Annotated in this window: 28 protein-coding genes; 7 read left to right on the top strand and 21 right to left on the bottom strand. The window is 64.7% G+C overall.

The annotated features are described in order from the left end of the window. Positions 1 to 3: 3 nt before the first annotated feature. The 12 genes from CSC74_RS06410 to CSC74_RS06355 form a co-directional block, all read right to left on the bottom strand. Positions 4 to 534 (bottom strand): DUF2271 domain-containing protein, encoded by a 531-nt coding sequence (locus CSC74_RS06410; protein ID WP_162313532.1) that lies wholly within the window; start codon positions 532 to 534, stop codon positions 4 to 6. A gap of 25 nt (positions 535 to 559) precedes the next feature. After that, positions 560 to 1,195 (bottom strand): PepSY-associated TM helix domain-containing protein, encoded by a 636-nt coding sequence (locus tag CSC74_RS06405; RefSeq protein WP_162313531.1) that lies wholly within the window; start codon positions 1,193 to 1,195, stop codon positions 560 to 562. Between the two features lie 5 nt (positions 1,196 to 1,200). After that, positions 1,201 to 1,890, bottom strand: a complete 690-nt coding sequence (locus CSC74_RS06400; RefSeq protein WP_162313530.1) for a Fe2+-dependent dioxygenase — start codon at positions 1,888 to 1,890, stop codon at positions 1,201 to 1,203. Positions 1,891 to 1,949: 59 nt separating this feature from the next. After that, entirely contained in the window at positions 1,950 to 4,280 is a 2,331-nt protein-coding gene (locus CSC74_RS06395) for a catecholate siderophore receptor Fiu (protein ID WP_162313529.1), read from the bottom strand. 190 nt (positions 4,281 to 4,470) lie between these two features. Beyond that, positions 4,471 to 4,803 (bottom strand): non-heme iron oxygenase ferredoxin subunit, encoded by a 333-nt coding sequence (locus tag CSC74_RS06390; RefSeq protein ID WP_162313528.1) that lies wholly within the window; start codon positions 4,801 to 4,803, stop codon positions 4,471 to 4,473. After that, on the bottom strand, positions 4,800 to 5,351 hold the full coding sequence (locus tag CSC74_RS06385; RefSeq protein WP_162313527.1) for a GNAT family N-acetyltransferase: 552 nt from the start codon (positions 5,349 to 5,351) through the stop codon (positions 4,800 to 4,802). Before CSC74_RS06385 ends, CSC74_RS06390 begins: the two co-directional genes overlap by 4 nt. A 163-nt stretch (positions 5,352 to 5,514) precedes the next feature. After that, positions 5,515 to 6,747 (bottom strand): cysteine desulfurase, encoded by a 1,233-nt coding sequence (locus tag CSC74_RS06380; protein ID WP_425501436.1) that lies wholly within the window; start codon positions 6,745 to 6,747, stop codon positions 5,515 to 5,517. A gap of 21 nt (positions 6,748 to 6,768) precedes the next feature. Further along, complete coding sequence (gene sufD / locus CSC74_RS06375) at positions 6,769 to 8,031, bottom strand: Fe-S cluster assembly protein SufD (RefSeq protein WP_162313525.1); 1,263 nt, start codon at positions 8,029 to 8,031, stop codon at positions 6,769 to 6,771. Then, the gene (sufC, locus tag CSC74_RS06370; RefSeq protein WP_425501435.1) at positions 8,031 to 8,786 is read right to left on the bottom strand and encodes a Fe-S cluster assembly ATPase SufC; all 756 of its coding nucleotides are present in this window, start codon (positions 8,784 to 8,786) and stop codon (positions 8,031 to 8,033) included. The genes sufD and sufC overlap by 1 nt, the downstream gene beginning before the upstream one ends. Positions 8,787 to 8,919: 133 nt before the next feature. Then, entirely contained in the window at positions 8,920 to 10,407 is a 1,488-nt protein-coding gene (sufB, locus tag CSC74_RS06365) for a Fe-S cluster assembly protein SufB (RefSeq protein ID WP_162313744.1), read from the bottom strand. 29 nt (positions 10,408 to 10,436) lie between these two features. After that, positions 10,437 to 10,895 carry an SUF system Fe-S cluster assembly regulator gene (locus CSC74_RS06360; RefSeq protein ID WP_162313523.1) on the bottom strand — a complete coding sequence of 153 codons (459 nt, stop codon included), beginning with the start codon at positions 10,893 to 10,895 and terminating at the stop codon, positions 10,437 to 10,439. 71 nt (positions 10,896 to 10,966) lie between these two features. Next, positions 10,967 to 11,545, bottom strand: a complete 579-nt coding sequence (locus tag CSC74_RS06355; protein WP_246192956.1) for a c-type cytochrome — start codon at positions 11,543 to 11,545, stop codon at positions 10,967 to 10,969. A 124-nt stretch (positions 11,546 to 11,669) separates the two neighbouring features. Between CSC74_RS06355 and CSC74_RS06350 the strand changes: the two genes are divergently transcribed. The 4 genes from CSC74_RS06350 (at position 11,670) to CSC74_RS06335 (ending at position 16,586) form a co-directional block, all read left to right on the top strand. Then, positions 11,670 to 12,146: an SET domain-containing protein gene (locus CSC74_RS06350; RefSeq protein ID WP_162313522.1), complete on the top strand. Its 477-nt coding sequence runs from the start codon at positions 11,670 to 11,672 to the stop codon at positions 12,144 to 12,146. 81 nt (positions 12,147 to 12,227) lie between these two features. After that, positions 12,228 to 13,031, top strand: a complete 804-nt coding sequence (locus CSC74_RS06345) for a 3-hydroxybutyrate dehydrogenase (RefSeq protein WP_162313521.1) — start codon at positions 12,228 to 12,230, stop codon at positions 13,029 to 13,031. A gap of 24 nt (positions 13,032 to 13,055) precedes the next feature. After that, positions 13,056 to 14,252, top strand: a complete 1,197-nt coding sequence (locus tag CSC74_RS06340; RefSeq protein ID WP_246192954.1) for a DUF3734 domain-containing protein — start codon at positions 13,056 to 13,058, stop codon at positions 14,250 to 14,252. Between the two features lie 108 nt (positions 14,253 to 14,360). Continuing rightward, on the top strand, positions 14,361 to 16,586 hold the full coding sequence (locus tag CSC74_RS06335) for a DUF5916 domain-containing protein (RefSeq protein ID WP_162313519.1): 2,226 nt from the start codon (positions 14,361 to 14,363) through the stop codon (positions 16,584 to 16,586). Between the two features lie 20 nt (positions 16,587 to 16,606). On the opposite strand, the gene CSC74_RS06330 is transcribed toward CSC74_RS06335, so the two are convergent. The 9 genes from CSC74_RS06330 to fusA form a co-directional block, all read right to left on the bottom strand. Then, entirely contained in the window at positions 16,607 to 17,239 is a 633-nt protein-coding gene (locus CSC74_RS06330; RefSeq protein WP_162313518.1) for a hypothetical protein, read from the bottom strand. Between the two features lie 135 nt (positions 17,240 to 17,374). Beyond that, a complete protein-coding gene (locus CSC74_RS06325; RefSeq protein ID WP_162313517.1) occupies positions 17,375 to 17,803 on the bottom strand; it encodes a hypothetical protein in 429 nt (142 codons plus the stop codon). 133 nt (positions 17,804 to 17,936) lie between these two features. Then, positions 17,937 to 18,530 (bottom strand): DUF1439 domain-containing protein, encoded by a 594-nt coding sequence (locus CSC74_RS06320; protein WP_162313516.1) that lies wholly within the window; start codon positions 18,528 to 18,530, stop codon positions 17,937 to 17,939. 4 nt (positions 18,531 to 18,534) lie between these two features. Continuing rightward, positions 18,535 to 19,101: a DUF1439 domain-containing protein gene (locus CSC74_RS06315; RefSeq protein ID WP_162313515.1), complete on the bottom strand. Its 567-nt coding sequence runs from the start codon at positions 19,099 to 19,101 to the stop codon at positions 18,535 to 18,537. A 75-nt stretch (positions 19,102 to 19,176) separates the two neighbouring features. Continuing rightward, the gene (locus CSC74_RS06310; RefSeq protein WP_162313514.1) at positions 19,177 to 19,461 is read right to left on the bottom strand and encodes a helix-hairpin-helix domain-containing protein; all 285 of its coding nucleotides are present in this window, start codon (positions 19,459 to 19,461) and stop codon (positions 19,177 to 19,179) included. Between the two features lie 75 nt (positions 19,462 to 19,536). Further along, positions 19,537 to 19,845: a DUF3861 domain-containing protein gene (locus CSC74_RS06305; protein WP_162313513.1), complete on the bottom strand. Its 309-nt coding sequence runs from the start codon at positions 19,843 to 19,845 to the stop codon at positions 19,537 to 19,539. Between the two features lie 409 nt (positions 19,846 to 20,254). Then, positions 20,255 to 20,923 (bottom strand): tellurite resistance TerB family protein, encoded by a 669-nt coding sequence (locus tag CSC74_RS06300; RefSeq protein ID WP_162313512.1) that lies wholly within the window; start codon positions 20,921 to 20,923, stop codon positions 20,255 to 20,257. A 160-nt stretch (positions 20,924 to 21,083) separates the two neighbouring features. Further along, entirely contained in the window at positions 21,084 to 21,473 is a 390-nt protein-coding gene (locus CSC74_RS06295) for an HU family DNA-binding protein (protein WP_162313511.1), read from the bottom strand. A gap of 208 nt (positions 21,474 to 21,681) precedes the next feature. After that, positions 21,682 to 23,745 (bottom strand): elongation factor G, encoded by a 2,064-nt coding sequence (gene fusA / locus CSC74_RS06290; protein WP_162313510.1) that lies wholly within the window; start codon positions 23,743 to 23,745, stop codon positions 21,682 to 21,684. Between the two features lie 210 nt (positions 23,746 to 23,955). Between fusA and CSC74_RS06285 the strand changes: the two genes are divergently transcribed. The 3 genes from CSC74_RS06285 (at position 23,956) to CSC74_RS06275 (ending at position 25,889) form a co-directional block, all read left to right on the top strand. Beyond that, the gene (locus CSC74_RS06285; protein WP_162313509.1) at positions 23,956 to 24,393 is read left to right on the top strand and encodes an OsmC family protein; all 438 of its coding nucleotides are present in this window, start codon (positions 23,956 to 23,958) and stop codon (positions 24,391 to 24,393) included. A gap of 6 nt (positions 24,394 to 24,399) precedes the next feature. Continuing rightward, positions 24,400 to 25,095 (top strand): alpha/beta hydrolase, encoded by a 696-nt coding sequence (locus tag CSC74_RS06280; protein ID WP_162313508.1) that lies wholly within the window; start codon positions 24,400 to 24,402, stop codon positions 25,093 to 25,095. Between the two features lie 68 nt (positions 25,096 to 25,163). Continuing rightward, entirely contained in the window at positions 25,164 to 25,889 is a 726-nt protein-coding gene (locus CSC74_RS06275; protein WP_162313507.1) for a glycine zipper 2TM domain-containing protein, read from the top strand. Positions 25,890 to 26,092 lie beyond the last annotated feature (203 nt).

Here is a 26,092-nt window from a genome sequence, read left to right as displayed (position 1 = left end):
AAATCAGGGCTTGATCGCCAAGGCCACGACGCCGAGTTCGCTGCTGCCTTGCGCATTGCCCGACTGTGGCGCCTTCGCGGGCCAGATGAAGGGAATCTTGACCAGCTCGCGCCCGCCGACTTCACGCACGGCTTCGACCACCAGGGTGTAGCTGCCCGGCGCCAGTTTCGACAGCTCGGACTGCTTGTCGCCGAATTTCAACGCGTGCTTGCCGACCGGGCGAGTAGGGCCGCTGACGCCGTCCACCGGCACCTTCAGCGTGCGCCCTGACTTGCGCCACCACTGGCGCAGGTCGGGTAGCCACTTGGTGCCGTGGCCTTCCTTGGTGTCCTTGGTCTGGTACCAGAGCGAAAGATTGGCCACGGCTTTCTGGTCGGCGCCTTCCACCCAGACCGCGACATAGGGCCGGTGGTATTCGGCCACGTTCAACTGCGGGATCTCGACGCTGAGGTTGAGTTCCGCCGCATACGCCGGCATCGCCAGCAATCCGCTCAGGGCGATGGTCAGTTGGGTGGTGACGTTGATCCTGGACATGGAGTCGACTCTTTGGAGGTTGGTGTCAGTGGATGAAAAGCAGGGCAAGCAACAGCGGAATCACCAGGCCCAGGCCGACATACGGCCAGGTCATGCGCCGTTGCTTGGCATGCATCTGCAACAGGAACAGGCCGGTGATGCAGAACACCAGGCAGGCGACGGCGAAGATGTCCAGGAACCAGCTCCACGCCGGTCCCGCGTTGCGGCCCTTGTGCAGGTCGTTGAAGTAGGAAATCCAGCCGCGGTCGGTGCTTTCGTATTCCACCGCACCGCTGGCGCGGTCGATGCTGAGCCAGGCATCGGCGCCGGGGGTCGGCATGGACAGGTAGATTTCTTCCTCCGACCATTCGGCCGCGCGCGCGCCGATGGCGATCGAAAGCCTGTCGCCCAGCCAGTCCGAGACCGCGGACGGGAGCGGCGCATTGCCCTCCTTGCGCTCGCCGAGTCCTGCAAGCAGAGTCTGTGGCAACTGCGCGGCCTGGTTGGCCACCTGCGGCCTGGCTTCGATCTTCGCTGCATGGTTCAGGGTGATGCCAGTCACCGCGAACAGGAACATGCCGATCAGGCACACCGCCGAACTGATCCAGTGCCACTGGTGCAGCGTACGCAGCCAGAAGCCGCGACGTTGTTGCGTGCTGGCAAGGCTGGAAGACTCCGGCATCGCGCTCAGACCTCGGCCCAGCGGCGCAGCAGATTGTGGTAGATGCCGGTGAGCTGGAGCACGGCCTGCGCATCGGCGTTGGTCCGCCGCAGGCTTTCGATCGAGGTGTCCATGTCGAACAGCAGACGGCGCTGCGCATCGTCGCGGACCATGCTTTGCACCCAGAAGAACGAGGCCAGCCGCGCGCCACGGGTGACGGGCTGCACCTTGTGCAGGCTGCTCGAGGGGTAGATCACCATGTCGCCCGCGGGCAGTTTCACTTCATGCTCGCCATAGGTGTCGCTGACCACGAGTTCGCCGCCGTCGTATTCCTCGGGATCGCACAGGAACAGCGTGCAGGAGATGTCCGAGCGGACGTGGCTGTGGGGCGCGCCAGATTGGTTCGTCAGCATGACCGAGCCGTCGATGTGGAAGCCGTATTCGCCGCCGCCCTGATAACGGTTGAACCGTGGAGGCAAGGTGCGCAGCGGCAGGGCCGCGGCGAAGTACAGCGGGCTCCTTTGCAGTGCGGACAGCACCACCTGCCCCAGTTCCTTGCGCAGTGGCGAGACATCGGGCAGCTGCTCGTTGCGCTTGACCTGCGCGCCCTGCACGCCCACGGTTTCCCGGCCATCGGTCCAGCCGGCCGCATCCAGCGACTGCCGCAGCTGCGTCAGCTCGCCTTGGGTCAGGACTTCGGGGATATGCAGCAGCATGGTTATTCCTTTGGAACAACGAAGGGGAAGCCGGGCCTCCCCTTCGTATCATCCTCGGCCTAGAAGCGGAAGTCCGCGCTCAGCAGGAACGTGCGTGGCGTGCCCGGCGTGTAGCGGTAGCCGCTCTTGTTGATCGCGGCTACGTATTGCTTGTCGAACAGGTTGTAGGCGTTCAGGCGGAGCACCAGGTGATCGTTGACTTCATACGAGGCGACGGCGTCGTAGACTGTGTACGACTTGGTGAAGGCCGGCGTGCCGACCGCGCCATCGGTGCCGCGGTGGGTTTCGCCGGAATAACGGATGCCGCCACCCAGGGTCAGGCCGAACGGCAAGCGATATGTGGTCCAACTGGTGAACGCATCTTCGGGCGTGTAGCTGAGGTTGTTGGTGCCGTCAGCGGTGACCAGCGCGCCTTCATCGATCTTGGTCTGCTGGTGGGTGTAGCCGGCCGAAACCGACCAGTTCTCCGTGATCCTGCCGACGGCCGAGACTTCGAGGCCATTCACGCTCTTTTTCCCGTTCTGGAAGAATCCTTCCGCCGCGCTGCCGGTGATTTCGTTGCTTACCTCGGTCTGGAACAGGGCCAGGTTCAGTGCCAGCGCGTCATCCAGCAGGTTCCACTTGGTGCCGACCTCGAAGGTCCTTGCTTTCTGCGGATCCAGGTTCGGATTGTTCACGTTGCCTTCCACCGTGCTCAGCTGGAAGTTGTTTCCGCCGGGCGGTTGTTGCGACAAGGCGTAGTTGGCATACAGGCTGACCGTATTGCCGATCTTGTAGACCGTACCCACTTTCCAGTTGAACAAGGTGTCGGACGCGTCGGTATCGGTGGTGGTGACGATGCTGCCGTTGGCGACGCCGCTCGGGCAAGCCACGCCTCCGCGCGGAACGGGCAGCGTGGTGGTGCAGGGTGCGACCGCGAAATAGTCCGTCTTGTAGTCATCCAGGCGCAGGCCTGCGGTCAGCAGGAAGCTCTCGCCGAACTTGAGGGTGTCGAAGACATAGACGGACGAAGTCGTGGTTTTTCCTTCGCTGTCGGCGCCGTTGTGCGCCCAGGTCAGGCCGGTGGCGTTGGTGTCCGGGTCGTAGAGGTTCGCCGGCGTCCAGGCGCTGCCGTTGGTGGCGGCCTGGCCGCGGAGCTTCTGTTCCTCGCGGGTGAACTCCAGGCCGGTGCTCAGGTTGTGCCGCACGCTGCCGGTGGCGAAGTCCACGCGCAGGTTCAACTGGTCGGTGAGGATCGTGTTTTCCTGGTCCTTGAAGGTCGGATTGCCGCGGGTCAGGGTATAGGCGGACAGATCGTTCGGATCCGCACCGACGGGAAGACCGGTGTTCGCTCCCGTGGACATGAATGCCGTCAGCAGATAGTTCTGCTCGGTCTTGCCCCAGCGCGCGGTGTTGGTCAGCTTCAGGGTGTCGGAGAAATCGTGCTCGAAACGGAACGTCGCCATTTGCGAAGTCACATCGTCGTGATCGGCATCGGTCCCGTAGAAATTTTCAGGATCGACCGGGTGCCCGACCAACGGCTCCTGGCCGGCCTGTGGAGTCCAACCCGGCAGGCCGATGGTGGGCACGAAGCCGTCGGGTACGTTGTCCTGCTTCACGTACAACAGGTTCAGGTAATAACGGGTTGCGGTGTCCAATCCGAATCCGAGCGACGGAGCCAGCCCCCAACGCTTGTTGTTGACTTCGTCGCGGCCCGGCACGTCGCTGTCCTGCCAAAGGGCGCTCAGGCGTATCGCGGCACTGTCGGCGAAGGTCTGGTTCCAGTCGGCGGTGGTCCGCTTCTGCCCGTCGGTGCCCGCTGCCACCGTGCCGGAAACCGCATCGCGCAGGAATGCCTGCCTGGTGACCAGGTTGATGGCGCCGGTCGGTGCGGAACGGCCGTTGTCGGTGCCGGCGGGGCCCTTGGTCACTTCCACCTGGTCGATGTTGAACAGGTCGCGCGAAATGGAGCCCAGGTCGCGCACACCGTCGACGAAGATGCTGCTGGAGGTGTCGAAACCACGCATGTACACGGTGTCGCCCGTCGCAGTGTTGCCGTTTTCGCCGGCGTAGAAAGTACCCACGCCAGGACTGTTGCGCAGCGCCTCGGTCAACGTGGTCGCGCCCTGCTGGTTGAACAGGTCGCTGGTGATGACCTGGATGGTCTGTGGAGTGTCCTGTAACGACTGGGTGAACTTGGGCGAGGCGACTTCCTCGGCCCGGTAGCCCGACACGCCATGGACTTCGACATTGTCCAGCGTGGTCGCATTCCTGTCCGAAGCGCCGTCGGGCGCAACTTCCGCCGTGGCGGGCAAGGCGAGGGCCAGGCCGGTTATCAGGGTGGCGGTCGCCAAGGTGGGTTGCGAACGCCGGGTCCGGGGGGCGTGCTTGCGTGACTTGATATAGCTCATGTGGGGTCCATTGAGGTGTCTTGCGGCCCCCATTGGCTTCAGGCTGGTGGGAAGGCATGCAGGGTCCCGCACGTCCACACGAGGTGGCGGCTGCGGGAAGGCGGCGCAGTCATGCCGTGCGGCCTGCTGCGGGCGCACATCTTAAATGATAATGATTCTCCTTAACAACAGCCTGCCGGCTGTGGAGAGCTCAGTCGCGGTCGTCGCGGGTCCAGACGGCGCCGTGTTCCAGCTTCACCGGGAACTTGGGCACGCCGGTATAGGCCGGCGCGCACAGGGCCCTGCCATCGCGGATGTCGAAGCGGGCGCCGTGCAGGACGCATTCGATGGAAGCGGCTTCGGCGTCGTAGCCGCCTGCCGAGAGCTCGAAGTCCTCGTGGCTGCAGCGATCCTCGAGCGCGTAGTAGGCGCCGTCGTGGTTGAACACCACGATGGGTACCGAGGTCGTTTCATCCCAGGTGGTTTTCATTTCGCCGGGAAGGAGTTCGCCGATCGCGCAGACGAAGGTCCAGTTCTCGCTCATGCGCCGGCCCCGTCGAAGATCTTCTCCAGGACCTCGAAACGCAGATCGTCGCGCTTGGGGATGCCGAAGCGCTCGTCGCCATAGGGGAAGGGCTTGGTGATGCCGGTGCGGCGGTAACCGCGGCGCTCGTAGAACGCGATCAGTTCGTCGCGGATGTCGATCACGGTCATGCGCATGGCGGGAAGCCGCAGATCCTCGCGCGCGTAGCGCTCGGCTTCCCGCATCACCTGCTTGCCGATGCCGCCGCCCTGGCCGTCGGGGCGCACCGAAAACATTCCCAGGTAGCCGGCGCCGTCGTCTTCGGCCACGTGCACGCAGGCGAGCAGTGCCGGACCGTCTGCCTCCTGGCGCTCCGCAAGGATCACCCGACTGCGCGGGCGCTCGATGTCTTGCCGCAGAACTTCCGGATCGATCCGCTGCCCGTCCAGCATGTCGGCTTCGGTGGTCCAGCCCTGCTTGCTGGCATCGCCGCGATAGGCGGAGGTGACGAGGATTACCAGGGCGGGGATGTCGGCGAGGGTTGCGGGGCGGAAGGTGAGATTGGTCATGAAGGGGATTTTATCGGCTTTCCTTCTCCCTCCGGGAGAAGGTGCCCGCAGGGCGGATGAGGGTAAAGCTCGATCAGGTGCGATGTATTTTCCAAGGGACAGAATTCTCCTTCCCTCATCCGTCGCTTCGCGCCATCTTCTCCCGGAGGGAGAAGGGAAGCATTCAAGCCAGCAAACTCCGCGCCTTCCTCAACGCCACTACGAAACGCTCGATTTCATCATGCGTGTTGTAGAACGCCAGCGAGGCGCGGCAGGTGGCGGCCACGCCGTAGGACTGCAGCAGCGGATGCGCGCAGTGCTGGCCGGAACGGATGGCCACGCCTTCCAGGTCCAGCAAGGTGGCCAGGTCGTGCGCGTGGGCGCCTTCGATCAGGAACGAGATCACCGCGGCCTTGCCCGGGGCGCGTCCGAAGATGCGCAGGCCGTCGATCTTCAACAACTCCTCGGTCGCATGGGCCAGCAATTCGCTTTCCCGCGCCTCGACGTAGGCCATGCCGATCGATTGCAGGTAGTCCACCGCCGCGCCCAGGCCGATGAAGCCGGCGATGTTGGGCGTGCCGGCCTCGAACTTGTGCGGGGCATCGTTGAACACGGTGCCTTCGAAGCTGACTTCCCTGATCATCTCGCCGCCGCCGATGAAGGGCGGCATCGCCTGCAGATGTTCGCGCCGCGCCCACAGCGCACCGGTGCCGGTGGGTCCGCACATCTTGTGGCCGGTAATGGCGTAGAAGTCGCAGCCGATGGCGGCGACATCCAGCGGCCGGTGCGGTGCGGCCTGCGAGCCATCGACCACGCTGACGATCCCGCGCTTGCGCGCCTCGCGGCAGATCTCGCGGACCGGGTTGACCGTGCCCAGCACGTTGGACACATGGGCGACTGCCAGCATCTTCACATCAGCGGTCATCGCGGCATGAAGCGCGGACAGGTCGAGGCTGCCATCGGGAGCGAGTTCGGCGACCTTGATCCTCGCCCCGGTGCGCTCGGCCACCAACTGCCAGGGCACGATGTTGGCGTGGTGCTCCATGCGCGTGACCAGGATCGTGTCGCCGGCCTTCAATCGCGGCAGTGCCCACGAATACGCGACCAGGTTGATGGCGAAGGTGGTGCCGCTGCACAGGACCAGTTCGTCGGCGCGCACGTTGAGAAACCGGGCCAGCTTGTTGCGCGCTCCTTCATAGGCTTCGGTGGCCTCGGTGCCCAGGGTATGCACGGCGCGGCTGACGTTGGCATTGTGACTGCGATAGAAGTCGTCCACCGCCTCGATCACCGAAGCCGGTTTCTGCCCGGTGTTGGCGCTGTCCAGGTAGATTAGTGGCTTGCCCTGGACCTCGCGGGCCAGCAGCGGGAAATCCGCGCGGATCCTGTCCCAATCCGGAGCGTTCGTCGTCGTCGGCATGGAGTGTGGGGCGTTCATGGCTCAGGACACTCCCGCGCTTGCGAGCGCCTTGTCCAGTCGCATGGTCAATGCTGAAACGGTCTCCGGATCGGCCAGGAACGCCAGCGGTTCGCGGCAGAAGGCGGCAGTCAGCAATTGTTGCGCCTGTGCTTCCGACAGTCCGCGCGAGCGCAGGTAGAACAGGGCATTCGCATCCAGGCGGCCGACGGTGGCGCCGTGCGCCGCCTTTACTTCATCTGCATGGATTTCCAGTACCGGCTGCGTGTCGATCTCCGCGTCTTCCGACAGCAGCAGGTTCTTGTTGGAAAGCATCGCGTCGCTGCCATCGGCGCCCTCGCGGATCAGGATGCCGCCATGGAAGACGACGCGTCCGCGTCCGGTTGCCAATCCACGCCAGGTCAGCGCGCATGAAGTGTCGCGGGCGGCATGCTCGATGCCCAGGCGCGTGTCGACATGGCGCTTGCCGCCGGCCAGCAGCACGCCGTTGGCGACCAGGCGGGCGTTGTCGCCCTCCAGGCGCACGTTCAACTCGTGGCGCGACAACGCGGCACCGAGTTCCAGGTCCACGCGCCGGTATTCGGCGTCTTGCCCCAGTACCGCATCGGTACGCAGCAGCGCGGTGGCGCGGTCGCTGTCGTCCTGGACGCGCGAGTGGGTGAGCGATGCGCCTTGCGCAAGGTGCACGTGGCTCAACGCATTGCTGAAGTGGGCGTGCGCGCCGAGTGCGAAGTGATGTTCGACGATCGTCAGCTTCGCGCCGGCGCGCAGTTCGATCAGGTTGCGCAGGTGCCAGGCGCGGTCGCCACCGTCTTCCGCGCCGATGAAAACCAGGTGCAGCGGCTGGTCGCTCACAGTGCCGGCTTCGGCGCGCAACAGCACGCCTTCGCTGGCCAGTGCCGCATTGAGGCGTGCGAAGACCTCGTCGCTGCGCTCGAAACGGCGGGTGAGGAAGCGCACCGCTTCGCCGCCTGCGGAGACGGCTTCGGAAAGCAGTTGCAGGCTCACACCCTCGGGCAGGGTGGCGAGGGCGGAAAGCGCGGGGACGTGACGCCCGTTGACGAAGACCAGCCGTGGCGCGGGAATATGCGCGACGGCTTCGATTCCTGTTTCCGGCACCGAACCGACCGCAGCGAAGCTGCGCCGTTCCAGTGCGCGCAGCGAGGTGTACTTCCACGCTTCGCTGCGCGCGCCGGGCAGGCCGTCGCGCAGGACCTCGTCGAGGACGCTGCGGCGGGCGGCGTCGCCGTTGAAGGCGGTGGCGAGGGAGTCGAGCAGGGTGCTCATCAGGCCGCCTTCTCCGGCGTGACCCGGTCCTTCAGCCACGCATAACCGTGGGCCTCGAGTTCCAGCGCCAGTTCCGGCCCGCCGCTTTCCGCGATGCGGCCGTCGGACAGCACGTGCACCACGTCCGGCTTGATGTAGTCGAGCAGGCGCTGGTAATGGGTGATGACCAGGAAGGCGCGATCCGGCGAACGCAGGGCGTTGACGCCGTCGGCGACGCTCTTCAGGGCGTCGATGTCCAGGCCGCTGTCGGTCTCGTCCAGGATCGCCAGTTTCGGCTCCAGCACGGCCAGCTGGAAGATCTCGTTGCGCTTCTTCTCGCCGCCGCTGAAGCCCTCGTTGACGCCGCGATGCAGCAGCTCGTCCTTCAGATGCAGCACGGCCAGCTTCTCGCGCACCAGCTTGAGGAACTGCATGGAGTCCAGTTCGGCTTCGCCGCGCGCCTTGCGTTGCGCATTGAGCGCGGCGCGCAGGAAGTAGGTGTTGTTGACGCCGGGAATCTCCACCGGGTACTGGAAGGCCAGGAACACGCCGGCGGCGGCGCGTTCTTCCGGCGCGAGTTCCAGCAGGTCGTTGCCCTGGTAGATCACCGAGCCCTCGGTGACCTCGTAGCCTTCGCGCCCGGACAGGATGTTGCCCAGCGTGGACTTGCCGGCGCCGTTGGGGCCCATCAGCGCATGCACTTCGCCGGGCTTCACTTCCAGCGACAGGCCCTTGAGGATTTCCTTGCCGGCGACGCGGGCGTGGAGGTTTTCGATTGTCAGCATTTTGATTCTCTATTCCCGGGATCAGGGAGTTCCGATATTGGCGTAGGAGCGACGTAAGTCGCGATGGAGATATCCGGGAAAACAATTCGCGACTTACGTCGCTCCTACGTTCGTGGTTTGTCGGTTATCCGACCGAGCCTTCCAGGCTCACTTCCAGCAGCTTCTTCGCCTCCACCGCGAACTCCATCGGCAGCTCGCGGAAAACCTGCTTGCAGAAACCGTCGACGATCAGGCTCACCGCATCTTCCTGGCTGATGCCGCGCGCGCGGCAGTAGAACATCTGGTCGTCGGAGATCTTGGAGGTGGTGGCTTCGTGCTCGACGATGGCGTCGGGATGCTTCACTTCGATGTAGGGGAAGGTGTGGGCGCCGCATTGCTTGCCGATCAGCAGGCTGTCGCACTGGGTGTAGTTGCGCGCGCCGGCAGCGGATTTGGCCACTTTCACCAGGCCGCGGTAGCTGTTCTGGCCGCGGCCGGCGCTGATGCCCTTGCTGATGATCTTCGACTTGGTGTTCCTGCCGATGTGGATCATCTTGGTGCCGGTGTCGGCCTGCTGACGGTGGTGGGTCAGCGCGACCGAATGGAACTCGCCGGTCGAGTCGTCGCCCAGCAGCACGCAGCTCGGGTATTTCCAGGTGATGGCGGAACCGGTTTCCACCTGGGTCCAGGTGACCTTGCTGCGTGCGCCACGGCATTCGGCGCGCTTGGTGACGAAGTTGTAGATGCCGCCGACGCCGTTCTCGTCGCCGGGGTACCAGTTCTGCACGGTCGAGTACTTGATCTCCGCATCCTCCAGCGCGACCAGTTCCACCACCGCGGCGTGCAGCTGGTTCTCGTCGCGCATCGGCGCGGTGCAGCCTTCCAGGTAGGACACGTGGCTGCGGTCCTCGGCGATGATCAGGGTGCGCTCGAACTGGCCGGTGTGGCCGGCGTTGATGCGGAAGTAGGTGCTCAGTTCCATCGGGCAGCGCACGCCGGCGGGAATGAACACGAAGCTGCCATCGGAGAACACCGCCGAATTCAGCGCGGCGAAGTAGTTGTCGCCGGTCGGCACCACGCTGCCTAGGTATTGCCTGACCAGGTCCGGGTGGTCCTTGATGGCCTCGGACATCGAGCAGAAGATGATGCCCTTGTCGGCCAGCTCCTTGCGGAACGTGGTGCCGACCGAGACCGAGTCGAACACCGCGTCCACCGCCACGCCGGCGAGCTTGGCGCGTTCGTGCAGCGGCACGCCCAGCTTGTCGTAGGTGTCGAGCAGTTCCTTGGGCACGTCGTCGAGCGACTTGTACTTCGGGCCCTTGGGAGCGGAGTAGTAGCTGACCGACTGCAGGTCGATCGGGGCGATGTTCAATTTCGCCCAGTGCGGCACCGGCATGGTCAGCCAGTGGCGGTAGGCCGCCAGCCGCCACTCGGTCATCCACTGCGGCTCTTCCTTCTTGGCGGAGAGCGCGCGCACCACGTCCTCGCTGAGGCCGGGCTCGAAACTGTCGGACTCGATGTCGGTGATGAAACCAGCGTCGTAGCGACGGCCGAGTTGCTCGACGATTTCCGCGTTCTTCGCGGGGATGGCCTTGTCAAAGGCTGCCTGGTCAGGGGCTGCTTCGGTGGCCATGGGCTGCCTGTTCATTAGCTGGTTCTTCATTAACTTGTCGCGACGCGCAGGGCGATGGGACGCCGCTTCACATCGCTGGAGGAAGAGGGGGGCTTGAGCATCTGCGCCAGGGTCACGCCGCGCAGCGCGTCGCCGACCACGTCGTTGATCAGGCGCCAGTTGGCGCGCACGCCGCATTGGTCGGCGATGCCGCAATGGCTGTCGTGCTGGCTGCATTCGGTCATCGCCAGCGGCCCTTCCATGGCCTCGACGATCTCGATCAGGGTGATTTCGCCAGCGTCGCGGCTGAGCCGGTAACCGCCACGGGCGCCGCGCAGGCTGGTCACCAGCCCGGCCTGGGCCAGTGGCTTGAGCAGTTTGCTGACCGTGGGCGTTTCCAGACCGGCGGTTTCGGCCAGGTCGGCCGCGCTGAGCACGTCGCCCGGCCGTGCGGCGAGCACGGTGAGGACGACGGTGGCGTAGTCGGTGAGCTTGGTGACGCGGAGCATGGCGGGAGAGGGGTCCGTAAAGCGTACCGAAATTGTACGCTTTATGATCCATCCGGCCAAGCCGGGTGGGTTCAGTCGGAGCCGGAAGCCGCCGGGGCTGCGGGCGCGGCAGGCGCCGCAGGGCTGGTGGGCGCAACCGGGGCCGCCGGCACGACCAGCGAGAAATAAGGCAGCGGTGGCGTCTGACCTGGCGGCAGGTAGGCCGGTGCGGGTTGTCCGGCAGGTCCCAGCGACTGGACGAAATGGTAGATCGCCCGCCGGTCTTCTTCGCTCATGGCGCGCAGGCTGAAGTCGGGCATGATCGGGCGAGTGCGCAGGCTGGCGCTGTATTCCAGCCATTGGGCCTCGTTCATGTCCTGCAGACGCAGGCGCAGGTTGGCCGCGTAGGTCGTGCCCCACGGGCCGTTGTAACCCAGCGGCGAACCGGTCAGCCATTGCGCCTTGTCCACGTTGCCCTGCTGTTCCGCATAGCCAGCGGTATGGCAGTCGTTGCAACCGGTGGTCTTGACCAGGTATTCGCCGCGCGCGACCAGATCCACGGTCGGGGCGGGTGCGGCGGCTTGCGGCGCCGCGGCGGGCTGGCAGGCCGCCAGGAGCGCCAGCAAGGGGATCAAACCGGTGGATTTCATCGAGGCCATGGTCCTGCTCATCAAGTTGTCGGGTGTCCGGCTACAACGCAGCCGTATCGACGGACAGGACAGGCCGGTGACCCCATGGATGGCACCGATACGCCCATGCGGGTCACAATGCGCGTTCCCCACCCCGGATAAGTCCATGCCCCGCAAGATCGAAGCCCGCCAGTCCGACATCCATGGCAACGGCGTTTTCGCCATCGCCGACATCAAGAAGGGCGAGCACGTCGTCGAATACAAGGGCAAGCGCCGCACCCATGAGGAAGTCGACCTGGACGACACCGGCGACGTCGAGTCCGGCCACACCTTCCTGTTCACGCTCAACGACGAATACGTCATCGATGCCAACCACAAGGGCAACAAGGCGCGCTGGATCAACCACAGCTGCGATCCCAACTGCGAAGCGCTGATCGACGAGCACGACGGCAAGAACCGCAAGAAGGACCGGGTGCTGATAGAGGCCATCCGCGACATCAAGGCTGGCGAGGAGCTCACCTACAACTACGGCATCACCCTGGACGAACCGCACACCGCGCGGCTGAAGAAGGTCTGGGAATGCAAGTGCGGCTCGAAGAAATGCACCGGGACCATGCTGCAGCCGAAGACCAAGGCCAAGTAGCCGCATCGGCCACAAGTACGATGCTGTAACAGGCGGTTTGCGACACTATGGAGGTTCCCCACTTTCCAGGAGTCGTCCCCCATGGGTTCACCGATCGAAGGCAAGGTCGCCGTCGTCACCGGCGCAGCCAGCGGCATAGGCAAGGAAATCGCGCATAACCTGGCCAGGGCCGGCGCGAAGATCGCCATCGCCGATCTCAACCTCGCCGGTGCGCAGGCCGTCGCCGATGAAATCATCCTCGCCGGCGGCACGGCGGTCGGCGTGGCGATGGACGTCACCGACGAAGCTGCGGTCGATGCGGGCGTCGCCAGGGTGGTCGAACAACTCGGCCCCGTGGACATCCTGGTTTCCAACGCCGGCATCCAGATCATCAACCCGATCGAGGACTACGCGTTCTCCGACTGGAAGAAGATGCTGGCCATCCACCTGGACGGCGCTTTCCTGACAACCAAAGCCGTCCTGCCGCACATGTACAAGGACAGCGGTACCGGTCAGAGCCGTGGCGGCGTGGTGATTTACATGGGCTCGGTGCATTCGCATGAAGCCTCGCCGCTGAAATCGGCCTATGTCACCGCCAAGCACGGCCTGCTGGGCCTGGCCCGTGTATTGGCGAAGGAGGGCGGCAAGCATGGGGTGCGGGCGAATGTCGTCTGCCCCGGTTTCGTGCGCACGCCGCTGGTGGAGAAGCAGATTCCCGAACAGGCGCAGAACCTGGGCATCAGCGAAGAGGAAGTGGTGAAGAAAGTGATGCTGGGCCAGACCGTGGACGGCATCTTCACCACGGTGGAAGACGTGGCGCAGACGGTGAAGTTCCTGTGCGAATTCCCCAGCAATGCGCTGACCGGGCAGAGCGTGGTGGTCAGCCACGGCTGGTACATGCAGTAACGCTGCATGGCCGCCAAGCATGTCGTGAATAAGCGCGCCGGCAAGACCAAGTCCGGGCCGGCCGCGCCGCGCCGGAAAAGCGCCCCTGCATCGAAGCTGCCGGAAAACATCGCCCTGGTCCTGCAGGGCGGCGGCGCGCTCGGCGCCTACCAGGTCGGCGTCTACCAGGGCCTGCATGAAGCGGGCATCGTGCCGAACTGGATCGCCGGCATTTCCATCGGCGCATTCAACACCGCGCTGATCGCCGGCAATCCGCCCGAGCGGCGGATGGATGCGCTGCGCGAATTCTGGGAAACCATTTCCCAGCCCTACCTGCTGCCGGCGACCACGCTGGGACAGGAGGCGCGCTTCACCGGCATCGGCGAGGACGCGCGCGCCTGGCTCGATGCCTGGGAAGCGTGGCGGGCGATGATCGAAGGCCAGCGCGGGTTCTACCAGCCGCGCAGCTGGTTCGGCGAGGATGCGTTCACCGCGTCCGGCCCGACCCGCGCCAGTTTCTACACCACGCGACCGATGATCGAAACGCTGGAGCGCATGGTCGATTTCGATCGCCTCAACGAGGGCGGCATCCGCGTCTCGGTCGGTGCGGTGGATGTGGCCAGCGGCAACCTGGAATATTTCGACAACGCGCACATGCGCCTGGATGCGCGCCATATCCTGGCGTCGGGCGCCTTGCCGCCGGCGTTTCCCGCTGTGGAAATCGACGGCCGTTATTTCTGGGACGGCGGGCTGGTGTCGAACACGCCGTTGTCGCAGGTGTTCGACACCGAACCGCGGCGGGACTCGCTGGTGTTCCAGGTGGACCTGTGGAACGCGCGGGGCGAGTTGCCGCAGAACCTGCTGGACGTGGCCGAGCGCGAGAAGGAAATCCAGTATTCCAGCCGCACCCGCACCATCACCGACATGCAGCGCGTCGGCCAGCATTACCGGCGGTTGCTGCGCGAGCTGCTGGAAGAGATCCCGGACAGCGTGCGCAAGACCAATCCGTGGTGCCAACGCGCCGAGCAACTGGCCTGCAACCGGCGCTACAGCCTGATCCACCTGATCTACCGCGACCGCGCGCGCTTCGGTCATTTCAAGGATTACCAGTTCGGCCGCGTGGCCATGCGCGAACACTGGCAATCGGGGCTGGCCGATATCGGTCGCGCCCTGGCGCATCCGGAGTGGCTGGAGCTGCCGAAAGGCGAGAACGCCTTCGTCACCCACGACGCTACCGCGTGAACCTGTTCCTGCGGATGCAGGCGGCGGCGAAAAGGTTGCAATGACCATCGGGAGGGGCGGGGTCGCTCGCACCTTCTTTATCCTGCGCATCGCAAGGAGGAGGAATCGATGCGCGGATTATCGGGAATCTTGTTGTCGTTACTGGCGATGCCGGCCATGGCCGTGGAGATCGATGGACGGATCGACCCGCAGGAGTGGGCCGGGGCCCGGCATGTCGATGATTTCCGCATGACCCAGCCGTTGACCCGTCTGCCGGGGTCGCAGCCGACCGAGGCCTGGATCCTGGCCACGCCCGAGGGGCTGGCGGTCGGCTTCCGTAACACCCAGCCGGCAGGCATCCCGCGCACTCGCCAGCGCGTGCAGCGCGATTTCGACGAACAGGTGGACCGGGTCAACCTGAATGTCGATTTCGACGGCGATGGCCGCACCGGTTACAGCTTCACCCTGTCCTCGACCGACGGCATCGCCGATGCGGTGATCAGCAACGAGAACAGCTTCAACAACGACTGGGACGGCAACTGGAAGCATGCGGTCAGCGAGGATGCCGGTGGCTGGTCGGCGGAAATCTTGATCCCTTGGTACATCGCGCCGATGCGCAAGGCGCAGGGCGACAAGCGCACGATCAGGATCAACCTGGACCGCGTGATCGGTTCCACCGGCGAGCGCTCGGCCTGGCCGGCCGCCAGTTTCGAGCGTCCGCGCTTCCTGTCCGATTTCGCCGTGGTCGAAGTGGCGCAATACAGCCAGTCGCTGCTGACCGTCACGCCGTATGTTTCCGGGTTGTACGACAACGTGCATGGCGGCAGCGACTTCGACGGCGGCGCCGACATCTTCTGGAAGCCGAACGGCCAGTTCCAGATGACCGCGACGATCAACCCCGATTTCGGCCAGGTGGAAAGCGACGACCTGGTGGTCAACTTCGGCGCCACCGAGACTTTCATCAGCGACAAGCGGCCGTTCTTCACCGAGAACCAGGGCTTGTTCGGATACACCACCCCTTCCGACTTCAGCCAGTTGCTGTACACGCGCCGAGTCGGCGGACCGGCCGATGACGGCGATGGCGCCGGCGACATCACCGCCGCGGTCAAGATCAATGGCAGCCTGGGCCAGACCAAGTACGGCGTGTTCGCCGCGGACGAGGCCGGCGAAGCGGGGCGCTCGTTCCATGCGCTGCGCCTGGTCCGCGATTTCGACAAGCAGAACCTGGGCGTGATGCTGACCCGGGTCGAACGTCCGTTCCTCGACCGCGAGGCGACCGTGCTGGGCGTGGACCACAACTGGCGGCCGAACCAGCGCTGGAACGTGCAGACCCGGGTGTTCGGCAGCCGGATCGAGGAGGCGGGCGAAACCACGCGCGACCTGGGCGGCACGCTCTGGGCCGATTACGAAATGGACCATGGCTGGCGCCAGCAGTGGATTGCGATGCATTTCGGCAACGACCTGCAGATCAACGACGCCGGCTACCTGTCGCGCAACAGCACCAACTACCTGCACTGGGAAGTGCGCAAGCGCTTCGCCGACCAGCCGCAGGAGTCGCGCTATTCGTCCAAGGAGTGGCGCTGGCGGGCCAGCAGCAATTACAACGACCATGGCGAAAAGCTCAACGACCAGTTCCGCATGAGCCGCGAGGGCCGCTTGCGCAACGGCAGCTACGAATACGCGCAGATCAATGTCAACAGCGCAGGCGTCGACGACCTGCTGACCCGTGGCCATGGCTCGGTGAAGCGGCCGGGCAACTTCAATGCGGTGTTCGAGTACGAGCGGCCGCGCAAGGGCGACTGGGCGCACGACGTGGAAATGCAGTTGTACAGCGGTGGGCTGGCGGGAAATTCCAGGGTCGGTTACAGCATCCAGTACTCGCCCACCTATTTCATCAGCGATGCCTTCAGCCTTGTCGCGAGCATCTATGCGGATCACACGCCGGACTGGCTGGTATGGGATCGCGAACGGAACCTGCTGGGCAGCTACGACGCCCGCGAAGTGCAATTCAATGCGGGGCTCGATTGGACCATCAGCGACAAGCAGGAATTGCGCGTCAAGCTGCAGACGGTCGGGCTGGATGCCGACCTGCGCCAGACCTATGTGGTCGACTCAACTGGTAACTCAGTAGTCAGTCCCGTACAGGTCGACGATTTCAGCGTTTCCAACCTTGGTTTCCAGATCCGCTACCGCTACGAGCTGGCGCCGCTGTCCTACCTGTACGTGGTCTATGGCCGCGGCGGGTATGGCGAGAATATTTTCTCGGAAGGCACTACCCGGCTGTTGGGCGACAGCTTCGACCTGCGCGACGACGAACAGCTGCTGGTGAAACTGTCGTACCGCTTCGAACTCTGAAGCAATGCGGTGGCCGGCTATCAGAGATCGTCTTCGCCGGGGAAGTTCACGCTGATCCCGCCGACAGTGATGTCCAGGCCCTTCCAGCGCGGATCGTCGGAAGAGAATCGCGAGTCGCCCTGCGGATAGGCCTTTTCGCCCACGTCGTCTTGCGGCATCCGCAACTGGACCCGCGCGAATACCGCCTCATCGCTTGCGGGCGCAAGCTCGCCGCCATGCCAGTCGATGATGGTGCCGCCATAATCCCAGCCGAAGCCGCTGAAAGTGATGGGCCTGCCATTGATCCGGCGCAGTTCGGACAGTGAAGTGCCGATGCCGATCCCCGGGGCCAGTTTCCATTGCGAGCGATCCTCGTCGATGCTCACCATGGCCAGTCCGAGCAGACTCCGTTCGTCCTGGAAATAGACGGTGGCGCGCAGGCTCGGGTCATCGGGGAACAGCACGACGCCGCGGAAGCTCTCGCCTTCGGCGCCGGGTATCTCCTCCACCTTCACGTTGCCGGTACCGAAACGTCGCTGCAGATCCTGCAGGGTCGTATCGGGGGAAAAGTCGCCAGGAAGTATCCAGGCCGCGGGCACAGTGGTGGGTGCTTGTGGCTGGATGGGTACCTTGGAAGTGGAAGCGCCCGCCGCTGTCGCCGCAGGCGCATTCACGCTCGTCGCGATGCCATCGTGGGAAGCGGGGCGGCAGCTGCACAGCAAGATGAGGCCGAGGCAGGAAATGGTGGCGACTGATGCATGCCCGTTGCGCATGGTGGTTTGCCGACCATGGGTCACGCGGGTGTCCATTCAATCCGCGAGCCGCTGCATCTCCGCGGAAGCCAGGTGCCAGTGCCGCTGTTCCTCGCTGGCGCCATCGGCCATCACCGCGCGCAGGGTGAAGCGACCGCGATAGGCACGTTCGCTGCCGTCGCGTTGCAAGGCCTTGAGTTCCACCGGGACCTGGATATAGCGCGAACCGGCGGCTCCTTCCTCATCGAAGGGTTCGCCCACGCTGGCCTTCACCGATTGGGTATTGGCGTAGCCGCCGCTGAAATGCTCGTAGTTCTGCCCGCTGGCCGCGCCGTTGTCGCTCCACAGCGCATAGGCCTTGGCGTAATCGCGTGCGTCGATCGCGGCGTAATAGTCGATGACGACCTGTCTGGCCGCGGCGGGCGTGGCCTGGTCGCTGCTGGCCTGGTCCGCGGCAGTTGCCGCTTCCTGTACGGGTGTCGTCATCGGTGGCGCAACCGCAGAAATCTCAGCGGCAGCCCGACCGGGAGCGTGCCCGTCAGCGGCAGCCGGAACCGGCTGGTCGGTCGGCGTGCACGCGGACAGGCCGGCGCAGAACGCCGCTGCCAGTGCGAATGCTTCAGTCCTGCGCATCGCCAAGCCCCGGCAAAGTGATCGGCTGGTTGAAACGGACCACGATGTGGCCGTTCTCGATGCGGGTGGATTCCACCTGCACGCCGCCGAGGGTGGCGACCAGCGCGGGATCGAGCTTGTACAACGGCTCCTTCCTGGCGTAGTCGGTCAACCACAGATTGAGCAGCATGCGGGTCTGCTCATCGACGCGCTGACCGGGCGAGGCGGGTTGCACCTCGTCCAGCGTGGGCTGGTCCAGATATAGCGCGCTGTCCTGCGGGTCGTAACGCAAGCCGCTGCTCATGTGGATGCGTCCCACCGGAGTATTTGCGCCGCCAGCGGACGAGGCGCTGGCCGAGAACGCCATCCGCAGGCGCTGTCCGGTGGGTGGAATGGTCAGCTCGGGATCGCGCGCGGTCAGGGTGAACAGGCCACCGAGGGCTTCGTATTCGCGCGGGAATTCGCCGGCCAGGTATTGCTGGATCCGCGGCGCATCGACGCTCAATTCGTTGTCCCGGGTATCGGCGGCGCGTACGGGAGCGCTGGCCAGTACCAGCAACAGGCAGGCGATTCCGAAGAAACGTTCGAGGGAATGAGTCATATGCTTATCGGTCCAGATGCACGACCACCAGGCCGTTTTCGATGTCGGTCGAGGCGATGCGCTTGCCCGGGGGCAGCTTGCGCAGCAGGTCGCTGTCGAGGCGGTAGACGGGTTCTTCGCGGGCGTATTCCACCAGCACCGCATTGAGCAGTTCGCGGGTGCCGCCCTTGAGCAGCGTGCCGGTGTTGGGCATGTCGATGCTCAGCAGTTCCGGGTCCTGCAGATGCAGGCCCTGCGTGGCCGGGTTGTAACGCAGGCCGCTGGCCAGGGCGAAATGGCCGCTGCTGACGTCGCGCGCGCCCAACGCATTGACCTTGATATCGAAATCCAGGCGCAGGCGGCTGTCGCCCGCGGGAATGCTCAGGCGCGGATGGCTGAGCGTGGCGGAAACCAGGCCGCCCAGCTTGTCGAATTCGCGCGGGAAGCTGTTGTCCAGATTGCGCTGCAATTGCGGCGCGGTGAACGCCACGCGATTGCCCAGCCAACTGGACACCGCATCGAGCGTGGTGCAACCGGCCAGGACCGCGCTGGCGAACAGGACAAGGGCAACTGGCAGGGTACGTGCGCGCATCGATGGGCTCCGCGAAGGAAAGCGCACCATAACCTGTGGCGGTGAATGCAGCTTCAATCGTGCCGGCAACACGACCTAGATGCCGGGATGCAGCCGCTTCCGTTCCGCTGTGTAGTGCCACCACGGTCGTGGTGGTCCACCGTCCATGAAGCGCACCGCGCTGATGAAGGTGTCCAGCACGCAAGGATCGTGGCGTGTGCCGGTGATTTCGCACAAGCGCTGGTACAGGACGTAGGGATCCTTGCCGGCCAGTTGCGCGGGACGGGCGATGCCCAGTGCCTTGAAGTCCTCGACCATCGCCGGACCGATGTTGGGAAGCTGGCGCAATTCGACGGCTTCGGCGGCGACCAGTGCTTTCATCAGGGCTCCCGACCGGCGTGATCCGGTCCACATCCAATGGTGACGGCAAGGATAGTCGAGCCGGACCTGAACGGATCAAACCGCGCTGTTGCGCTGCTTCAGTTCCTTGATGAATTCGCCCATGTGCGGGCGCAGTGGCGCGAATAGGTCGTCGGCATCCTTGCGGTGCGCGAGCATCAGGCCACTCAGCAGCTTGGTGCCCACGGTCAGGGCGGCGCGTTCGTCGCCGCTGAAGCCGCGCTGGCGCTGCATCGATTCCAGGATCCGCATCCAGTCGTCGTGGCAGGTGTGCTCGAACTCGATGGTGCAACGGCTCTGGCAGGGCAGGCCGTCGTCTTCGACGGGAGTGACGGTGATGCGGTAGCGGTGGGAATTGTTGGCCATGGGAACGACTTCGGCAATGCGGGGTCCAGACAAGATAAGCCCGCGATCGCGGTGCAACGAGGCCTGCGCCCGCGATGGACTGTTCCACGCGAATCTTCGGGCGATTTAGGGTCGGTGCGCCTCCAGCAGCGGCACCGGATCGTGAACGCCGTCCTTTCCATAAATGCCGTAATGCAGGTGCAATGGGGTGCCGCGTGCATTGCCGGTGGCAGCTACGGTGCCAAGTGGACTAACCGCCATGACCAGGTCGCCGGTTTCCCGTCCAGGTTCCCATCCATCCGGATGTGCGCAGTAATGCCGCCCGCGACCCCGACCCATGCCCCATATCCGTCTGCCTGCTGCCGAGTCCGCCTTCGCGTATCGACACACGCGATGCCGCACGTGGTGCCGAGCACCGGCGTCCCGTGTTTCAGGACTGCTTGATCTGCTGTTCCAGCCTGGACTTCAAGGCGTCGTCCAGTTTCAACTGGCGTGCCAGCTCATCCAGGTAGGCGCGTTCCATGAAATTCTGCTCGTCGGCCGCCATCAGGCTGGCCAGGTACATCTCCGACGCGATTTCCGGCGTACTGGCGACGCTGGCGACTTCGGCTGGATCCAGCGGTTTTTCCAGTTCCGCATGCAGCCATTGCTGCAGTCCGGCGTCCTGATTGACGCGGATGAACTCACCCTCGATCACCGCGCGTTCGCGTGCATCGATGTGTCCGTCCGCCTTGGCGGCGGCGACCAGCGCCTTGAGGATCGCCTGGCTGTGCAATTCGACCTGCGGCGGTGGCAGGCGATCCACGGTCTGCGGCTCAGCCGATGCGTCCGCGCCGCCCTGCTGTTGCTTGTAGTCGCCATAGGCCTTGTAGGCCATCACCCCGATCGCGGCCAGGCCGCCATAGGTGGCCAGCTTGCGCGTGGTCTTGTTCTTGCCCAGCAGCAGGCCCAGAGCGCCGCCGGTCAGGGCGCCCTTGCCGAAATCGGCATTGAGCAGGCCGCCCAGACCGCCTTGCGAAGATGCGGAATTGACCGCTTTGTCGTTGCCGCCACCCTGGGCGGACTTGAGCAAGTGGTCGAGAAAGCCCTGGATCTGCATGCGGCGTGTTCCTGAGTCGTGGAGTCGGCTTTCATATCTGTGGCCACGTTCACTCGCTATCAACCGTGACCAATGCCACGGGCGTCGCCGGAATCCAGGACCCGGAAACGACTCGGGACGGCAATGCCGTCCCGAGCAGGTGTTGCATGACGCATCGCGATCAGGCGGCGGCGTCCTTCAGCTTCTTCAGCGGACGGACCTTGACCTTCACCGAAGCCGGCTTCGCAGCGAACCACTGCTCTTCCTTGGTGAACGGGTTGATGCCCTTGCGCTTCGGCTTGGCCGGCACGCTGACGGCGCTGATCTTCAGCAGGCCGGGCAGGGTGAAGGAACCAGCGCCCTTCTTGCTGACGGAACCATGCACGGCGCCTTCCAGCGCGGCCAGCACGGCACGGACATCCTTCGCGGCCACGGCGGTGGCTTCGGCGATGTGGGCGACCAGGCCGGACTTGCTCAGTGCTTCCTTGATGGGTTTGGGGGCTGCCGGCTTGGCGGCGGCTTTCTTCGGGGCGGCCTTCTTGGGCGCGGCTTTCTTCTTGCTCGTTGCCATAAATGTCCTGTTTTACAGTCAATGGTGGGAAATCGGGCCGACCACGTCGGCATGCGCAATGTAGGGCAATTACCCGGCTACGCCAATACCAAAAGCAGGGGAAAAGCGGTTTTCCATGTATTTTTTTCCAATCAGCTGATAACCGGCCGGATCGAACGACGGGTTTCGCATCCGCAGATGCCCGGTGTGCGGATGCAGCATGCAGCAGTCAGTCTTCCTCATGCCTCGGCTTGTAAGCCTCCACCAGTCGCTGCTGCAGATTTCCCGGCACCGGCTCGTAATGGCTGAAATCAAGCCGGTAGCGTCCTTTTCCCGCGGTCACCGACTTCAACTCCGCCGCATAGCCTTCCAGTTCCGACAGCGGTACCTGCGCCTTGACCACGATCTCGCCACCGCGCAATGAATCCGTGCCCAGGATCCGCGCCCGCTTGCTCGCCAACCCGCCGCTGATATCGCCCATGTGCTGCTCCGGCGCATTGACCTCCAGGTCCACGATCGGCTCCAGCACCTGCGGCTTCGCCTGGCCGATCGCATCCAGGAACGCCTTCTTGCCCGCGGCCACGAACGCCACCTCCTTGCTGTCCACCGCATGGTGTTTGCCGTCGTACACCGTCACTCGCACGTCCTGGATCGGATAGCCCGCGATCGCGCCGCCCTGCAGCACCTGGCGCACGCCTTTTTCCACCGCCGGCAGGAATTGTCCCGGGATCGTCCCGCCCTTCACCGCATCGACGAATTCGAAACCGGTCCCGCGCGGCAACGGCTCGATGCGCAGGAACACCTCGCCGAACTGGCCCGCGCCCCCGGTCTGCTTCTTGTGCCGGGCATGGCCTTCGGACTGGGTGCTGACCGTTTCCCGATAGGCGATGCGCGGCGGCCGCGAAGTCACCTCCACCCCGTAACGATCCTTCAACCGGTCCAGGTTCACCCGCAGATGCAGGTCGGACAGGCCGCGGATCACCGTCTCGTTGGTCTCCATCTCATGCTCGACATGGAAGCAGGGGTCTTCCTCGGCCAGGCGATGCAGTGCGGTCGCCAGTTTCTGCTCCTGGCCCTTGCGCGCGGCGTCGATGGCCAGGCCGAACATCGGCCTGGGGAAGGCGAGCGGGGCGAGGTGGATATGGTCCTGGTCGTGGCTGTCGTGCAGCACCGCGTCGAAATGCAGTTCGTCGATCTTGGCCACGGCGGCGATGTCGCCGGGAATCGCCTGCGCGATCTCGACATGGTCCTTGCCCTTGAGCTTGAACAGGTGCGCGACCTTGAACGGCTTCTTGCCGTCGTCGACGAACAACTGCGTGTCCTTCTGCACCGTGCCCTGGTAGACGCGGAAGATGCCGAGCTTGCCGACGAAGGGATCGTTGACGATCTTGAACACGTCGGCGATGACATGCGCGCCCGGATCGGGCCTGGCCTCGATCGGCACGGCCTCGTCGCCGCTGCCTTTCACGAACGGCGGCGGATTGGCTTCGCCCGGATGCGGAAACAGGCGTTCGGCCACGTCCAGCAGTTCACGCACACCGGCGCCGCTGCGCGCGGAAGCGAAGCACACCGGCACCAGGTGGCCTTCGCGCAGGCATTGCTCGAAGGCGTCGTGCAGTTCCTCGCCCTGCAGGCCGGATTCGCCCTGCTCGAGATAGCGGTCCATCACCGTCTCGTTGATCTCGACCACCTGATCGATGATCTTCTGGTGCCAGTCGGCGACGGGGCCGAGGTTGCTGACGCCCGTGGCTTGCCAGAAACAATCGACGACGCGCTTGCCGCCCTCGGCCGGCAGGTTGATCGGCAGCACTTCGGTGCCGAAGGTTTCACGCAGGTCGTCGAGCAGCGTGCCGAGTTTGGCGCCCGGGTGATCGATCTTGTTGACCACGATCACCCGGCACAGGTTGCGCGCTTTGGCGTGCTCCATCATCCGGCGGGTGCCGTGGCTGATGCCGGTATCGGCATCGACGACGATCGCCAGCGTCTCGACCGCGGCCAGCGCGGACAGGGTGGGGCCGCGGAAATCCGGATAGCCGGGGGTGTCGATCAGGTTGATGTGGATGGGGGATTGCCCGTGAGGGGCGTGGTCGATGCTGGCGATCGCCGCGTCGATGGAATGGCCGCGGTCCTTTTCGATCGGGTCGAAATCGGAAACGGTGCTGCCGCGTTCAATGCTGCCTGCCGTCTGCAGGGCGCCGCCGGCATGCAGCAGGGCTTCGAACAAGGTGGTTTTGCCGGCGCCGGGGTGGCCAGCGAGGGCCACGTTGCGGATCTGTTCTGTCGAATAAGGCATGAGGCCGTTCCTCCCGTGGTGGGGTTCGAAGGGCCGTCATGGCTGTCCGGGCCGTGCATCCCAGACCGATGGCGAGCGTGATGCCCGGCGGGCGGTCATGGCGGGCGGCCAGCATTGCGGCCGCCCGTGGAACGGTCAAGCCGCACTGCGGTACGGGCCGTGAACGGAACCGGGTGTAAGCTGCATTCCCCCCACCCCGAGGATAACGACATGGCCCTGAAACGATTCGCCGATGCGGTATGGAATGGCGACCTGCAGTCCGGCAAGGGCAACATGAGCACGCCGCAGAGCGGTCTGTTCGAGGCGCAGAATTTCTCCTTCAAGACGCGCTTCGGCGACGAGAAAGGCACCAATCCCGAGGAATTGCTGGCGGCCGCGCACGCGGGCTGCTTCAGCATGGCGCTGTCGGCGGTGCTGGGCAAGGAAGGCTTCACCCCGGACAGCATCCAGACCCGTGCCGAAGTGTCGATGGAGCCGGGAATGGACCCGGGCCCGACCGTGACCGGAGTGAAGCTGGTCGTCTCGGCCAAGGTGCCGGGCATCGATGCGGCGAAATTCGAAGGTATCGCACAGGCGGCCAAGGCCGGTTGCGTGATTTCGCGTGTGCTGGCCGTGCCGGTGACCCTGGAAGCGACACTGGTCGAGTAGTCGGGATTGGGCGCGTACAACGCGCTGCTGGTCCACGGCGCCGGTGGCGGCGCGTGGGAATGGAACCTGTGGCGTGGCGTGCTGGAAGCGCATGCCATAGCCGTGCATGCGCTGGAATTGCAGCCGTCGCCGGCAGGACTCGCGGCGACCACGCTGCAGGATTACCGAACCCAGGTGAGTGATGCCTTGCAAGCCTTGCCGCATCCGCGCGTGCTGATCGGTGCCAGCCTCGGCGGTTTGCTCGCGGCAATGTCCACGAACCAGGCCGATGCGCTGGTATTGGTCAATCCCTTGCCGCCTGCGCCCTGGCACCGGCAATTGCCCCGACGCGATTGGGACGCTGTTGTGGTGCCCTGGCGACGCAATGCGCGATTGGCTTCCACGCGCGATGCTTTGTGCGATGGAGATGAAGCGGCTGCGGCTTTCGCTTTCCGTCGTTGGCGCGACGAATCCGGATCGGCGCTGCGTGAAGCGCGCGCCGGCATCGAAATAGGGAGGCCTGCCTGTCCCGCGCTGTTGATCGCATCGGTGCGGGACGACGACGTTCCACCGGAAATAATTTGCGCGATGGCAAGGCAATGGCAGGCCGATCGGCTGGAAACGCTTGCATCCAGCCACGTCGGGCCTTTGCTGGGACGCGAGGCGTCGGATATCGCCCGGCAAGCTGTCGCATGGCTAAACCGGCAGTCGCTCCGGCGCTGAGTTCAGACTTGTTTAACCCGCGTGAATCGAGGATGCCCTGCGCCACTCCGGCGCTGGGAGTCACCTCGATGAAACGTCTTTCCGCCAGCCTGCTCGCCGCAGGCCTCGCCTTCGCCGGTACCGCCGCGGCGCAATCCTCCGGCTACTACTCCGGGCAGCAGGACGGCAATTACGATTCCAGCCAGTACGATTCCAGCCAGGGCGCGACCTACGATTACGCGCGGGTGCTGCGGGTCGATCCGGTGATCGGATCGGGCTATGGCAATGGCAATCGTCCGATGCAGGACTCACGGCAGTGCTACTACCGCCAGGCCGATGACGTTTACGCCGGCAACGATGGCTATTACGACCGCAACGACAGATATCGCGACGATCGCTACCAGGGTCGCGATGGTTACTACGGCGGCAACGACGGTTACCGCGACAACCGCGGCAATGAAGCCAATCGCACCGTGGCCACGGTCATCGGCGGCATCGCGGGCGCGGTGCTGGGCAGCAAGATCGGCGATGGCAGCGGACGTTATGTCGGCACCGCGGTCGGTTCGATGGTCGGCGGCATGGCCGGTCGATCCATCTACGACAGTTCGCAGCGCAATCGCCAGCAGGAAAGGCGCGGCACGGTGCGGGTCTGCGATCCGGTCCCCATGACCGGCCGCGACGGCTATCACGACGATGACGAACGGCTTTCCGGTTACGACGTGACCTACGAATACGCCAACCGCACGTATCACACGCGCACCAACTACCACCCGGGAGATCGCATCCGGGTGCGGGTGGACGTGCAAGCGGAATAACGCGCATCGCGCTGGGGAATCGGAACGGGAGCCGGATGACGGCTCCCGTTCCATTTGCACGATCGCAATGGCTGTCAAGGCTGGATCGTGCAGGGGGGCGCTTGCCCGCAAGGACTTCCGATCGCGACTATCGCCGGCCCGCATGTCGCAGGCATGTTCTTGGCGCAGTAGGCATTCTGCTTGTCTGCGCGGTGGGCGAAGGG

The organism is Pseudoxanthomonas yeongjuensis (genome assembly GCF_010093345.1).
GTDB lineage: Bacteria > Pseudomonadota > Gammaproteobacteria > Xanthomonadales > Xanthomonadaceae > Pseudoxanthomonas_A > Pseudoxanthomonas_A yeongjuensis.
This window is presented reverse-complemented; position numbering and strand designations above follow the sequence as displayed.

Bases quoted from the DNA above. Each gene is read 5' to 3' on its own strand.
- CSC74_RS06410 (WP_162313532.1), bottom strand. From the start codon at position 534: ATGTCCAGGATCAACGTCACCACCCAACTGACCATCGCCCTGAGCGGA.
- CSC74_RS06405 (WP_162313531.1), bottom strand. From the start codon at position 1,195: ATGCCGGAGTCTTCCAGCCTTGCCAGCACGCAACAACGTCGCGGCTTC.
- CSC74_RS06400 (WP_162313530.1), bottom strand. From the start codon at position 1,890: ATGCTGCTGCATATCCCCGAAGTCCTGACCCAAGGCGAGCTGACGCAG.
- CSC74_RS06395 (WP_162313529.1), bottom strand. From the start codon at position 4,280: ATGAGCTATATCAAGTCACGCAAGCACGCCCCCCGGACCCGGCGTTCG.
- CSC74_RS06390 (WP_162313528.1), bottom strand. From the start codon at position 4,803: ATGAGCGAGAACTGGACCTTCGTCTGCGCGATCGGCGAACTCCTTCCC.
- CSC74_RS06385 (WP_162313527.1), bottom strand. From the start codon at position 5,351: ATGACCAATCTCACCTTCCGCCCCGCAACCCTCGCCGACATCCCCGCC.
- CSC74_RS06380 (WP_425501436.1), bottom strand. From the start codon at position 6,747: ATGCCGACGACGACGAACGCTCCGGATTGGGACAGGATCCGCGCGGAT.
- sufD (WP_162313525.1), bottom strand. From the start codon at position 8,031: ATGAGCACCCTGCTCGACTCCCTCGCCACCGCCTTCAACGGCGACGCC.
- sufB (WP_162313744.1), bottom strand. From the start codon at position 10,407: ATGGCCACCGAAGCAGCCCCTGACCAGGCAGCCTTTGACAAGGCCATC.
- CSC74_RS06360 (WP_162313523.1), bottom strand. From the start codon at position 10,895: ATGCTCCGCGTCACCAAGCTCACCGACTACGCCACCGTCGTCCTCACC.
- CSC74_RS06355 (WP_246192956.1), bottom strand. From the start codon at position 11,545: ATGAGCAGGACCATGGCCTCGATGAAATCCACCGGTTTGATCCCCTTG.
- CSC74_RS06350 (WP_162313522.1), top strand. From the start codon at position 11,670: ATGCCCCGCAAGATCGAAGCCCGCCAGTCCGACATCCATGGCAACGGC.
- CSC74_RS06345 (WP_162313521.1), top strand. From the start codon at position 12,228: ATGGGTTCACCGATCGAAGGCAAGGTCGCCGTCGTCACCGGCGCAGCC.
- CSC74_RS06335 (WP_162313519.1), top strand. From the start codon at position 14,361: ATGCGCGGATTATCGGGAATCTTGTTGTCGTTACTGGCGATGCCGGCC.
- CSC74_RS06325 (WP_162313517.1), bottom strand. From the start codon at position 17,803: ATGACGACACCCGTACAGGAAGCGGCAACTGCCGCGGACCAGGCCAGC.
- CSC74_RS06320 (WP_162313516.1), bottom strand. From the start codon at position 18,530: ATGACTCATTCCCTCGAACGTTTCTTCGGAATCGCCTGCCTGTTGCTG.
- CSC74_RS06315 (WP_162313515.1), bottom strand. From the start codon at position 19,101: ATGCGCGCACGTACCCTGCCAGTTGCCCTTGTCCTGTTCGCCAGCGCG.
- CSC74_RS06310 (WP_162313514.1), bottom strand. From the start codon at position 19,461: ATGAAAGCACTGGTCGCCGCCGAAGCCGTCGAATTGCGCCAGCTTCCC.
- CSC74_RS06305 (WP_162313513.1), bottom strand. From the start codon at position 19,845: ATGGCCAACAATTCCCACCGCTACCGCATCACCGTCACTCCCGTCGAA.
- CSC74_RS06300 (WP_162313512.1), bottom strand. From the start codon at position 20,923: ATGCAGATCCAGGGCTTTCTCGACCACTTGCTCAAGTCCGCCCAGGGT.
- CSC74_RS06295 (WP_162313511.1), bottom strand. From the start codon at position 21,473: ATGGCAACGAGCAAGAAGAAAGCCGCGCCCAAGAAGGCCGCCCCGAAG.
- fusA (WP_162313510.1), bottom strand. From the start codon at position 23,745: ATGCCTTATTCGACAGAACAGATCCGCAACGTGGCCCTCGCTGGCCAC.
- CSC74_RS06285 (WP_162313509.1), top strand. From the start codon at position 23,956: ATGGCCCTGAAACGATTCGCCGATGCGGTATGGAATGGCGACCTGCAG.
- CSC74_RS06275 (WP_162313507.1), top strand. From the start codon at position 25,164: ATGAAACGTCTTTCCGCCAGCCTGCTCGCCGCAGGCCTCGCCTTCGCC.